Origin of the sequence: Bacteroides sp. (assembly GCF_052357945.1) — a bacterium.
Taxonomy (GTDB): domain Bacteria; phylum Bacteroidota; class Bacteroidia; order Bacteroidales; family Bacteroidaceae; genus Bacteroides.
On sequence record NZ_DAWCXD010000151.1, the window covers coordinates 1 to 10,851 of the forward strand.

A 10,851-nucleotide genomic window follows, 5' to 3' on the forward strand; every position below is an offset into this window, starting at 1 on the left:
GGGATCATTAGCCTTTTTATTTTAATACACTATATAGAATCGCGGAGACGCTTACCTCATATGTTAACTTTCTGCCCAATATCTTTTCAATTGTTCCATCAGGCAGGTCCATGGAATATCCTATATTCCCATATTCGCCTTCTATAGAGGTTTCTTCGGTATAATACCACTCAAAACCATCAAATTCAGGTCTGCCGGGTGATATTGTCTCTCTCCCGGTTTTGTCTGTTGCCAGCCATGCCATAATACCTCCTTTCTATCCTCTAATAATCACGTATCTTCCGGCGGCTATCTCGTTTCTATACTCGATAGAATAGCCTTTGGTTATAAACGCCCTTATGACGTTATCGTGTGCCAGCTCCGAAATTGGATGTCTGTCCCTGGCATCACTTCCAGTATTTTTTGCCCAACTGTGAGGCCAGTTGTTTCCCCAGCCTACTCCATAGTGGAAGTAGACACATTCGCCTTTCTCCTTAAGTTCCGAGAGGATGAAAGCAGCAAGTGCATCCTCCTCGGATTTTCTTCTGTTTGATTCTGGAATTTCTATTGTCAACATACTTACCTTGTTTTATTCATTCTTGATTATGGTAGCCCGAAGACTACCGTATTAAACTCCATAATTATTGTTTTTATATTAAAATCCTCCACCCTCACAAGCAAATAAAATGGAATCTGCGACTCTTTCCTTATCCATTCGGCCGTCTTCCGTTTCACATGAAGGATTTTCCTTGGTCCCTTTCAGGATATTCAAATCACCGTCGGCAAAGAGAATCAGGGACTTCGGCTTTTTTCGGATTAATGCCTTCAGTTCCTTGATCCATTCTTTTTCTTTTTTTGTCAGATTAATCGTTTCCATAACGCTTCTTTTCTGTTGTTGTGAATTTACTGATAAGGCTACGGAGTGATGTTTCAGCCTCCTTGTATCTGCTTATATCTTTTTCCGGCAAATTTCCATAGCCTGTTGTAGCTTCTATTTCAGATAATCCCAATAGGACAGCCTGATACTCCTCAACGGTCATCAGGACTTTTCTGGTTTTTGGTATACCTGTTTTCTTGATTTTATTCATATCCTTTTTCTTTTTTAATTCTTCAATTACCATCTCAAGGCGGTTGTATTCTTCTTTTCCGGCATCGTAATCAAGTACGATACAATCACGGCAAAACTCCAGCCTCCTTATTTGTTGTTCCAATGTTTCATTCATCTTCTGTATTCCATTAAGCTAAATTACATCAAATGACGAATCGCATTCATTACAGTAGTAACCGCGTCCCGGTTCATCCACGAAAGTCTCGGACGGGTTTAAAAAGTATTCCTTTCCACAATTCAGGCAGAATGTGTGGTATTGCAGGACATAACAGTTTTTCTGTTCACCTGCATTCATGCCGTTGTTTTCCATATACTCATCGGCTTCCTCTACGGAATCGAAATGCATATATTCTCCCCGTTCATCAAGGAGATATTTTGGACTGTCCGGATCTGTGTCACGAACCCCGATAACTACGCCAATATTCTTTTTCATGTTCTTTTGTTAATTATTACGTGAATTGGGTGATCTTCTCCCAGCCACTCTGCCGCTTCCGCTTCGCTGTTGAACTCCTCCACCCAACAGTCATTTGTGGAATTGTCAAATGCCACCCACTTTTCTGCCTCCCTGTCAAAGAAACAGCCTTTTGTTCCTCCATATCCGTAAATCGAATAGTCTCCATTCTTAAGAAGGCATGACAACACACCTTCCGCATTTTTTCCTCTGTATATCCCGTCCTTGTCCGGAGAATACTTTGAAGCTTCTTTCTTTTGCAGTTGAAGTTTTACCTTTTCCGCATCAAATTCATAATTCATGCACCTCTTAAAATTTCCCATTAAAAGAAGCAGGGGAAATAACATCCCGTGCCTGCAACTCCTTCCGTGCTCGTCTAATGCTGATTTACAGGTGTCACATTTGTATATGTCCTGTATACATGCTACGCTCATATATTTTCTCCTTTCTGATTTTAATTCAACAAAAAAGGGAGAAAGACCTTGTTTGTAATTATTGGTTCTTTCTCCCTTCGTAGGATTTTTGGATGTTCCGGCCTATCCCTGGAACCATCCGTAGTTTTTAGTGTCTTCCCCGGTCAGGGCTTTCTGAATGCCCACCGCAAAATCTGTGGCGTTCTGATTCCTTTCCAGGAATTTGTCGATATAGGACTGTTTGGCCGCCTCGTTAAGAAGCTGCATCAGGTCCCAGCATGAAATTTTTGCTCTTCCGCGTAAGCCGAAGTTGGGGTTGTCAATATAGCCTTTGGTAGCTGCATTGATGTTTGAATCACCTAGGATAACTTTCGGCAATTCTTTCATTTGTGTTGCCGATAATACCTGGTAAAGTCGTAAACGTCCGATTATCTGGCAGAACTGTTCCTAGGATATCATTGTTCTTCCCAGGTTTTCAAGAAGTCTCAAATTTTGTTCAGGATTAAATGTCTGAAACAGTTTTAGTGCGGCCATATAAATATCCGTATCGCCCATCACTTCCAGACGTCCTGTCAAGCCGTCACATGTCAGCATAAGATTGCTGCATACCCTGACTCTCCATCCTATAAAGATTTTAAATTTTTCAGGGGATTTTTTCCCGTACAGGTTCTCTTCGTTCAGGCTTCTTACGCCACCGATACAAAGATGCACTTCCTCACCGTTCATTTCCCGACATATGGTTCGGATATGAAAACAGAATGCCATTCTCTGATAATAGATGGTTTCGTCTTCAGGTTTGAGTTCTTCCTTCCTCTTTGTCAGTGCGGAAGGATGTCTGCCTAAAATCTTGTGTGAGACTCTGATTTCCGTATTACCGAAAGTTTCTCCTGCAAAAAACATACTTGCCGCCTCCTCGATACGGTGTATAAAAGTCTGGTGGCTGATTGTAAGCTGGTTGTCTCCAAAGCTGGGTACGATACAGTTCGTTTCCAGTTCTTCAAGTGTAATGCCTGAAGTGTTTGATTCAATAAAATTGGGATGTTCCTTCTCCTGTTCCTTTTCTGATACGATTACTGCATCTTCGATAAAGGTTGGGTTGATCATACCCATTCTTGTCATCATTCCTTGTTGTGGAACGACAGACAGTTCTCTTGTAGTTTCCATATTTCTATAATTTTTAATTGGTTAATAAAATCCGATAAAAGAAAAAGCCAAGAGGTTTATTTCTTTGCTTTTACAAATATTCCTCTTAGCTTCTTTATTCCCTTGAGTACTGCTGTCGTAACCTCAAGGATTGTGATTATAACGTCCTGTGCTTTATTGTATTCCATTTATAAGACGTTCTACTGGTTTTCTGCCGCTACATTGACTGTACCGGCTTTACTTGCGGCATTCTCTTTTCCCTTTTTCTTCTTGCCGCCATGCTTTTCTACAAGCTCTACGATAACCGAACTTGCCACGATAATCTCAGCCACATTGGCCGCGATTCTGATTCCTTTCATTAATTTTCCCATTGTTCTTTTGATTTTAAATTGTTAGTATTCTATTTTATTGTTCTCTTATATATAATTCTCATATATAAGGGTTTGAGGGAAAATGGGAGGGAGAAAAAAAAGAAAAAAATGGAAAGCCGTCATCAAGGTTCCCCGCCCTGACTTGACTTTCCGCTATTCCGCCCGGTTTCATGTATAGAGACTAAAGCTGCTATAATTACTTCCGGTTTCCTAGCCTTCGAATTAATTGTCCCAATCATTTTCTGAAATTGGGGTTAACCCGGTAATTTGTTTTGTTATAATGCTTGAAGCTGACGCACTTCTTTATTCCAAGTGCCGTTAATGCCTCAAGCTTTTCTCATATATAAGGGTTTCAGGGTTTTGAGGAGGGAAAAAATCTGCATGATATATCGGGGAATGAGAAGGGGCGTACAGCCTAAAAAATAGTTTGTATGGCGATAGATAACCGTATGAATAACAAATAGCGGAGTAGGGGATAATCTTTGCCCGGTTATTTTCACCCCTCTGTTAAAATAATCTTTTTCCGTTTGATTTTATCTGATTATTGCTACTTTTGTATATAATGCTCTGGAAGGCTATTGAGGCATTTCAAAGGAAGGCTCATATTATTGGTTATATGAAGGGGCTGGATTGGAATTTCAAACTATAAAAAATGGAAGAAGACATGGGAACGGAAGGAATACAGGATAGATATGTAAATCCATATACCGATTTTGGATTCAAGTTGCTTTTTGGTACGGCAATGAATAAGGAATTGTTGATTAGCTTTTTGAATGCACTCTTATTCAAGGAGGAGGTAATCAAGGATGTCACTTATCTTAATGCTGAACATCTTGGAACGCAGGAATATGACCGTCGAGCCGTATTTGATGTATATTGTGAGAATGAGAAGGGAGAGAAGTTCCTGGTTGAGATGCAGCGTGGCGAGCAGCAGTTCTTCAGGGACCGCAGTGTCTTTTATTCCACTTTTCCTATTCGTGAGCAGGCCAAACGTGGGGAATGGGATTATGAATTGAAGGCTGTCTATGTGGTAGGTATCCTGAATTTCTCCTTTGACAATTCTGATGAGGAGTATTTCCATCATGAGGTGAAGCTTGTAGACCTTTATACGCACAAGGTATTCTATGACAAACTTACCTTTGTCTATCTTGAGATGCCTAAATTTAATAAGACCGAGGATGAGTTGGAGAGTATGTTTGACAAGTGGCTTTTTGTCCTGCGTAATCTTGCCTCTCTGCTTGAACGTCCTAGAGCATTACAGAACAGAGTTTTTGACCGCCTCTTTGAAACTGCGGAAATTGCTAAGTTTACCAAGACTGAACTGAGTGAATATTGGGACAGCTTGAAAAATTTCCGTGACTGGTATAGTGTTATATCTACGGCAGAAAAGAAAGGTAGGGAAGAAGGCATTGAAGAAGGATTAAATAAAGGATTGGCTAAAGGGAAAGAAGAAGGAGTAAGAGAGGCCAATTTGAATAATGCTCGTAACCTGAAAAAGCTGGGAGTAGCAATTGATATAATTTCACAAGCTACTGGATTGTCTAGAGAAGAAATAGAAAAGTTATAGTGTAAACTTGAATATGTTATTGATTGAGGGGATATACGGTTTACTGTGTATTCCCTTTTTTATTACTATTCGGATAGAGATGATGGGAATGAAGGGAGGAATTTTAATGTAATTTGTTGAGAGGAGAGGATAGGTTGAGTTAAAGTAATATAAATATAGTGCTTTCTTAGTGGGGAGTAGAATGGGGGAGTAAGACTGTCAGGTGAGAAAAAAGCCCCTGAAAATCAGAGGCTTAATTTTATTTTGGTGATCCGCCTGGGGCTTTCACCGTAGCGGTCTATATCTTTGATTTATAAGTTCTTGTAAACCTTGAAAAATTGTACCGTAACGAATTAGTAACGATTTATAGGAACGCTTGTTGTCAGTGAGAGGCATTCGTTTGTCAGCCGTTCTCTGATGCCGCAAAGATAGGGCATTACTTTTTATTTTCCAAACATTTGATTATTAAATCTTTAAAAAAGATCCCCAGTGCAAGGGGCGAACCTATATATATGGATAGGTTTGCCCCTTGCACCGGGCGGATGTTGCATCAGTCCTACAGCCTTGCCGTCCGCCTCGATACCGCCGTTTATGTGAAGCGGTTCCCCCTCCTTTTTCGCTGAACCGAAAAAATCATGGTGTAGTACACGTATAGTATCCCATGCGCTGCCTTTTATTGTCATTCTTTTGCAGCAAACATTAAAAATTAAGTTTGTTATGGAAGTTATTACATTTGAAAGTGAAGCGTATAAAGCGCTTGTAGGGAAGATTGAAAAAATCGCCGGGTATGTAGCTGAAGCGCAGCTGCCTTCGGAAGAAAAAAAGGAGGCTTGGCTGGACAGCAACCAACTGGCGGAAGCTTTAGGGATCAGTACACGTACATTGCAACGCCTGAGGGATGAAAACCTGATCAGCTACTCCATGCTGCGTGGACGGTGTATGTACAAGCTGTCGGAGGTCGAACGCTGTCTGGAAGAGCGTACCATTCGGTGCAAGCCTCAAACATTGGAGGATTTTCGCAAGAACTACCTAACGAGAACCGGCAATGATAAGAAAGGATGATATACTGAAAATGACGGAAAAGGGCATTTCCGTATTCCGCTATTACCTGCCGGTGGACTTCAAGGTGGGAAAGAACTTCCTGAACCCTTTTTATAAGGACACGAAGGCTTCGTGCAATATTTATTACGAACGTAAGGCCGGTGTATTTAAAATGAAGGATTTCGGGAACGAGGATTATTCGGGGGACTGCTTTGAGCTGGTGGGCAGGCTGAACGGCCTTAGCTGCAAGGAGCCTAAAGAGTTTGTCGAGATCATGGAAATGATAAACCGTGATCTGCATTTGGGGCTGTCCACACATGAGGAATATCATGTGAGCCATAGCAAAGTCCCCCAAAAGAGTGAAGTGGTATCGGAAGAACCGAAAGCGAAAAGCGTCCGGCCTTATACTGTCGTGCAAAAGCCCTTTACGGCTGCGGAACTTGCCTTTTGGGGTAAATCGGGAATCGGGGAAAATGTTCTGAAAGCGTACCGGACGGTATCGCTGAAGAAGTTCAGCAGCGAGAACCAGGAAAGGAAGCCTTTTTCCTGCATGACAAGCGTCGATGAACCGATGTTCGGATATATGGGGAAACAGCATATCAAGGTTTACCGTCCGTGCTCACAAATGCGGTTCCTGTATGCCGGTGATTTTGGCGACAACTACTGTTTCGGGCTGGAGCAGCTGCCGGCAAAGGGTGATCTGCTCTTTATCACAGGCGGGGAAAAGGATGTGATGAGTCTGGCGGCACACGGCTTCCATGCGATCTGTTTCAATTCGGAAACGGCTGTCATACACCGGCTTTCGTTCCGGTTCAAACATATCATACTCCTCTATGATGTGGACAGTACCGGGCTGAAAAGCTCGGCGAAGCGTGAAGAGGAGCTGAAGGAATACGGGGTTAAACGATTGTTGCTCCCGCTTGCCGGTACAAAGACGGAAAAGGATGTATCGGACTACTTCATGCTAGGGAACAGCCGTGAGGATTTGATAAAGCTTTTTCTGGACTATCTGGAAACCTTATACAGCGAAACCATGTCGGCATTGAAATCCTGCGAGGTGGATTTCAACAACCCACCTCCCATTGCACAGATGATCGTATCGGTAAATGACGTGCCTCTCGGAACTCAAGGCAACCTGCTCTGTGTCACTGGCGGAGAAGGTACGGGAAAAAGTAACTATGTGGCGGCGCTGATTGCCGGTGCTATCCGTCCAACCGGAACGGATGTGGATGCGCTGGGCGTTGCGCTCCACGAAAACAGCAGGAACAAGGCGGTACTGTTCTATGACACGGAACAGAGCGAAGTACAGCTGTATAAGAATATCAGCAACCTGCTGCGGCGATGCGGACGTGAGGCGATGCCGGAATGGTTCAAGGCGTATTGCCTTACGGGAATGAGCCGGAAAGAACGCCTGCTTTCCATTATCCAGAGCTTGGACAAGTACCATTATCAATATGGCGGTGTTCATCTGGTGGTGATAGACGGGATTGCGGATTTGATAAAATGTGCCAACGATGAAGCGGAGAGCATAGCCGTTGTGGAAGAACTGTACCGGCTGGCCGGTATCTACAAGACATGTATCGTAACGGTACTGCATTTTATCCCCAACGGGCTGAAGCTGAGGGGACACTTGGGAAGTGAGTTGCAGAGGAAGGCTGCGGCGATCCTTTCCATAGAGAAGGACAGCGATCCGGCTATATCGGTGGTGAAGGCTCTGAAAGTAAGGGATGGAAGTCCGCTGGATGTGCCTATCATGCAGTTTTCGTGGGATAAGGAAAAGGCCATGCACGTCTATCTGGGCGAAAAGCCGAAAGAGGAAAAGGACAAGCGCAAAGAGGATGAGCTTGTAGCGGTGGCCAAAGAGGTATTCAGCCAGAGGCGCTTTGTTACTTACGTGGAGCTTGCGGAAGAAATCCAGTCGATACTGGAGGTGAAGGAGCGCACGGCGAAAAGCTACATCAAGTTCATGCGTGAGAAAGAAATCATTCTGAAATCATCCGATAACCAGAGCTATTATGTTATCGGGAACTTTTAAGGAGGAAAGCGTATGTTAGTAGATAAAACGGAATTTGAAGCATGGATGGAACGTATCATGGGTGAGCTGTACCGCATCTCACGGAAGCTGGACAAGGCGGAAACGAGGGAAAAGCACCTGAACTACCTGAACGGAGAGCGTCTGTACGACAATCAGGAAGTATGCCTGTTGTTGCGCATCAGCAAACGCACGCTGCAACGATACCGGAATAACGGGGTGTTGAAGTTCTATTCGATATATCACAAGACATATTACAAGGAATCGGACTTGCACGAGTTCATCCGCAACAACTTCGACGAGAACGAGATAAAACGGCAGGCACGTGAGGACAAGCTGTCCGAGAGCTATCCGCTGCCGAAAGAATAAGTCTATGTTTTTGCTTTGTACCGGTGAAACTACTGCCGTGAGGCAGGAAATCCCAAACTGCGTATTGGTGTTTGTCATAGCAATGGCTTCATACAGTTGTGAAACAGGATGAAGTTTCTTTTCTTGTTCGAATGGTGATACTCCAAAGGACAGCGGTTCGGAGGGGTATCATTTTTTATGTGGAGAACTGAAATGTTCCAGCTTTGTGGCGTAAAAACTGGAATGTTTCAAACGTTAGTATGACTATATGTGTTATGGAATATTTTAAATATTCTCAAAGAAGCATACAAGAATCATATGAAATCCGTATCTTTGTAGTTAGATTAAATAGTCATGGATAGAAACACGAGATACATAGTACGTTTGATGTTTCAAACAAAAGTATATTCTTGTGACGGTGCAGCATTTGAGTCTTTTTTCACACAGATCATGCAACGTCATAACCGTAATTTCCAACAGGTTAAACCACAAGGACAATACGGTGATAGAAAGAACGATGGTTTTGATAAAACAACGGGTACTTATTATCAAGTATATGCTCCTGAGGATATTAAGATAAAGGAGAAAGAAACAATAGAGAAGTTAGTTACGGACTTTTCTGGATTATATGCATACTGGCAATCTCTTTATCCCATACAAAGTTTCTTTTATGTAGTTAACGACAAGTATAAAGGTGCGTATGCCAGTTTATTTGCAGAATTACGTAAAATTGAAATTCAATATAAGGATGTTTGTGCTAATCCTTTCTTATGTAAAGATTTGGAAGATGTTTTCTTGAGTTTGGATGAAGTAGCAATAGATGATATTATTGGTGTTATTCCTAATCCAGACAATGTGGGAGTTGAATACGGTGTGATGAAAGATGTTGTTGATTACATGCTAAAAGTAAAAACTAATCCTCAAAAAGAAGTGATTCCCATAAATCCAAATTTTGAAGAAAAAATCATCTTTAATAAGCTGAGTGAACAGGTTGCTGTGTATTTAAAAAGTCATAGAATAAATGAAGGTGTAATTAATGATTTCTTTGAATATAACAGTAATTTCATTAAGAATGAACTTCGGAACGTGTTTAATGGTTTATATAATGAGGCATTAACGGTAATTCCAGACGCAACAAATAAGAGTGATGAAATCTTTTTTTATATTTATGAAAAGGCTTATCCTCAACATACTGTTGCTATTGATGCTGCTATTTTTACTTTAATGTCTTATTATTTTGAGTATTGTGATATTTTTAAAGCTCCTGAAATATGATTTTGCCTTCTAAACATATTAGTTTATCTGAGTCCTTATTGGGACTTGCCGGAATTTTATTGACTTTTTTGGCAAAAAGACCTTATACATTGGACGAACTATGGCAGGAGTATTCAAAGGTTAACAAAACAAGAGATGTTTTTCCGGCTTATCATAGTTTTGATAATGTTTTAATGGCTATAAACTTGTTGTACTTGATAGGGACAATTAATATAAATACTAACGGAGAAATTATAAAATATGAAACTACTTAAATTAAGAGCAAATAAAGAAAGTTTTCATACTATTCCTTTTAATTCAAAAGGTATTTCTCTGATTGTAGCAAAAAAGAGAACTGAAAACGAAAGAAACACATATAATAGCGTTGGTAAATCATTATCAATTGCTTTAATACATTTTTGTCTTGCTTCAAATAAAATACCTGCATTTGAGGAATTGCTTCAAGGGTGGATATTTTATCTTGATTTTGAGATAAATGGTAAAGAATATACTTCTTATCGGACAACAGAACAACAAGATGTAATATTTTTGAATGATGAGAAGATGTCTTTAGCTGAATTCAGAAGTTTCATGGGACAAGAGGTGTTTGGATTGACAACCCCTGTTAACTATCTAACCTTTAGAAGTCTTATTTCAAGATTCATTCGTCCTAAAAGAAGTAGCTATGATTTATATTGGGATTTTGTAAAAGAAGAACAAGATTATGTTAAACTTCTTAACAATTCTTATCTATTAGGATTGGATATAGATAGGGTTGTAAAGAAAAATAAATTAAAGGAAGATCTTGATGGAATAAAAGATTTAGGCAATAAGATACAAAAAGATCCAATAATGAAATCTTTCTTTATGAAAGATGAAGCATCAGAGAATGTTGAAATAAAAATTGTTGGACAGCAAAAAAAGATAAATGAGTTACAATGCAACATTGATAATTTCGTAATAGCAGAAGATTATAATGAAATTAGAAAAGATGCTGATCGTATTTCTGCTTCTTTGAAGTCTTATCAAAATGAGGCGATGAAGTATCGTATGGTTATTGCCAATATTGAGAAAAGTCTGCAATACAAGCCCGATATAACAAAACAACAACTTATTGATTTCTATAATGAGGCTAAAGTCCAATTAAGTGATATGGTTGTTAAAA

The 10,851-nt window shown here is 40.6% G+C and carries 14 protein-coding genes and 1 pseudogene; 7 read left to right on the forward strand and 8 right to left on the reverse strand.

Features of this window, described 5'->3' with window-relative positions; translation table 11 throughout:
• Positions 1 to 16: 16 nt before the first annotated feature.
• From ACT8YW_RS19260 to ACT8YW_RS19295, 8 genes and pseudogenes are all read right to left on the reverse strand, one after another.
• Positions 17 to 244, reverse strand: coding sequence for a fructan hydrolase (locus ACT8YW_RS19260; RefSeq protein WP_444106827.1), 228 nt, complete (start codon positions 242 to 244; stop codon positions 17 to 19).
• Between the two features lie 12 nt (positions 245 to 256).
• Positions 257 to 556 carry a hypothetical protein gene (locus ACT8YW_RS19265; protein WP_444106828.1) on the reverse strand — a complete coding sequence of 100 codons (300 nt, stop codon included), beginning with the start codon at positions 554 to 556 and terminating at the stop codon, positions 257 to 259.
• A 78-nt stretch (positions 557 to 634) separates the two neighbouring features.
• Entirely contained in the window at positions 635 to 856 is a 222-nt protein-coding gene (locus tag ACT8YW_RS19270) for a hypothetical protein (RefSeq protein ID WP_287816868.1), read from the reverse strand.
• A complete protein-coding gene (locus ACT8YW_RS19275) occupies positions 843 to 1,202 on the reverse strand; it encodes a hypothetical protein (protein WP_444106829.1) in 360 nt (119 codons plus the stop codon). Before ACT8YW_RS19275 ends, ACT8YW_RS19270 begins: the two co-directional genes overlap by 14 nt.
• A gap of 18 nt (positions 1,203 to 1,220) precedes the next feature.
• Positions 1,221 to 1,520, reverse strand: a complete 300-nt coding sequence (locus ACT8YW_RS19280) for a hypothetical protein (protein WP_287816870.1) — start codon at positions 1,518 to 1,520, stop codon at positions 1,221 to 1,223.
• The gene (locus tag ACT8YW_RS19285) at positions 1,517 to 1,840 is read right to left on the reverse strand and encodes a hypothetical protein (protein WP_287816871.1); all 324 of its coding nucleotides are present in this window, start codon (positions 1,838 to 1,840) and stop codon (positions 1,517 to 1,519) included. Before ACT8YW_RS19285 ends, ACT8YW_RS19280 begins: the two co-directional genes overlap by 4 nt.
• A 234-nt stretch (positions 1,841 to 2,074) precedes the next feature.
• Positions 2,075 to 3,115: pseudogene (locus tag ACT8YW_RS19290) on the reverse strand (DUF3871 family protein).
• Between the two features lie 179 nt (positions 3,116 to 3,294).
• Positions 3,295 to 3,465, reverse strand: a complete 171-nt coding sequence (locus ACT8YW_RS19295) for a hypothetical protein (protein ID WP_444106830.1) — start codon at positions 3,463 to 3,465, stop codon at positions 3,295 to 3,297.
• Positions 3,466 to 4,129: 664 nt separating this feature from the next.
• Here ACT8YW_RS19295 and ACT8YW_RS19300 point away from each other — a divergent pair.
• From ACT8YW_RS19300 to ACT8YW_RS19330, 7 genes are all read left to right on the forward strand, one after another.
• Complete coding sequence (locus ACT8YW_RS19300; RefSeq protein WP_444106834.1) at positions 4,130 to 5,032, forward strand: Rpn family recombination-promoting nuclease/putative transposase; 903 nt, start codon at positions 4,130 to 4,132, stop codon at positions 5,030 to 5,032.
• Positions 5,033 to 5,728: 696 nt separating this feature from the next.
• Positions 5,729 to 6,073 (forward strand): helix-turn-helix domain-containing protein, encoded by a 345-nt coding sequence (locus tag ACT8YW_RS19305; RefSeq protein ID WP_005643643.1) that lies wholly within the window; start codon positions 5,729 to 5,731, stop codon positions 6,071 to 6,073.
• The gene (locus ACT8YW_RS19310; protein ID WP_444106831.1) at positions 6,057 to 8,087 is read left to right on the forward strand and encodes a bifunctional DNA primase/helicase; all 2,031 of its coding nucleotides are present in this window, start codon (positions 6,057 to 6,059) and stop codon (positions 8,085 to 8,087) included. The genes ACT8YW_RS19305 and ACT8YW_RS19310 overlap by 17 nt, the downstream gene beginning before the upstream one ends.
• A gap of 12 nt (positions 8,088 to 8,099) precedes the next feature.
• Complete coding sequence (locus ACT8YW_RS19315; RefSeq protein ID WP_005643639.1) at positions 8,100 to 8,453, forward strand: helix-turn-helix domain-containing protein; 354 nt, start codon at positions 8,100 to 8,102, stop codon at positions 8,451 to 8,453.
• A 333-nt stretch (positions 8,454 to 8,786) separates the two neighbouring features.
• Positions 8,787 to 9,707, forward strand: coding sequence for an ABC-three component system protein (locus tag ACT8YW_RS19320; RefSeq protein WP_139018686.1), 921 nt, complete (start codon positions 8,787 to 8,789; stop codon positions 9,705 to 9,707).
• Positions 9,704 to 9,961 (forward strand): ABC-three component system middle component 6, encoded by a 258-nt coding sequence (locus tag ACT8YW_RS19325; protein WP_444106832.1) that lies wholly within the window; start codon positions 9,704 to 9,706, stop codon positions 9,959 to 9,961. Before ACT8YW_RS19320 ends, ACT8YW_RS19325 begins: the two co-directional genes overlap by 4 nt.
• Positions 9,948 to 10,851, forward strand: a 904-nt coding sequence (locus tag ACT8YW_RS19330) for a hypothetical protein (RefSeq protein WP_444106833.1), incomplete at its 3' end; no start/stop codon positions are given. The genes ACT8YW_RS19325 and ACT8YW_RS19330, both read left to right, overlap by 14 nt.

Bases quoted from the DNA above. Each gene is read 5' to 3' on its own strand.
- ACT8YW_RS19270 (WP_287816868.1), bottom strand. From the start codon at position 856: ATGGAAACGATTAATCTGACAAAAAAAGAAAAAGAATGGATCAAGGAA.
- ACT8YW_RS19285 (WP_287816871.1), bottom strand. From the start codon at position 1,840: ATGAATTATGAATTTGATGCGGAAAAGGTAAAACTTCAACTGCAAAAG.
- ACT8YW_RS19260 (WP_444106827.1), bottom strand. From the start codon at position 244: ATGGCATGGCTGGCAACAGACAAAACCGGGAGAGAGACAATATCACCC.
- ACT8YW_RS19280 (WP_287816870.1), bottom strand. From the start codon at position 1,520: ATGAAAAAGAATATTGGCGTAGTTATCGGGGTTCGTGACACAGATCCG.
- ACT8YW_RS19310 (WP_444106831.1), top strand. From the start codon at position 6,057: ATGATAAGAAAGGATGATATACTGAAAATGACGGAAAAGGGCATTTCC.
- ACT8YW_RS19320 (WP_139018686.1), top strand. From the start codon at position 8,787: ATGGATAGAAACACGAGATACATAGTACGTTTGATGTTTCAAACAAAA.
- ACT8YW_RS19265 (WP_444106828.1), bottom strand. From the start codon at position 556: ATGTTGACAATAGAAATTCCAGAATCAAACAGAAGAAAATCCGAGGAG.
- ACT8YW_RS19275 (WP_444106829.1), bottom strand. From the start codon at position 1,202: ATGAATGAAACATTGGAACAACAAATAAGGAGGCTGGAGTTTTGCCGT.
- ACT8YW_RS19295 (WP_444106830.1), bottom strand. From the start codon at position 3,465: ATGGGAAAATTAATGAAAGGAATCAGAATCGCGGCCAATGTGGCTGAG.
- ACT8YW_RS19325 (WP_444106832.1), top strand. From the start codon at position 9,704: ATGATTTTGCCTTCTAAACATATTAGTTTATCTGAGTCCTTATTGGGA.
- ACT8YW_RS19305 (WP_005643643.1), top strand. From the start codon at position 5,729: ATGGAAGTTATTACATTTGAAAGTGAAGCGTATAAAGCGCTTGTAGGG.
- ACT8YW_RS19315 (WP_005643639.1), top strand. From the start codon at position 8,100: ATGTTAGTAGATAAAACGGAATTTGAAGCATGGATGGAACGTATCATG.
- ACT8YW_RS19300 (WP_444106834.1), top strand. From the start codon at position 4,130: ATGGGAACGGAAGGAATACAGGATAGATATGTAAATCCATATACCGAT.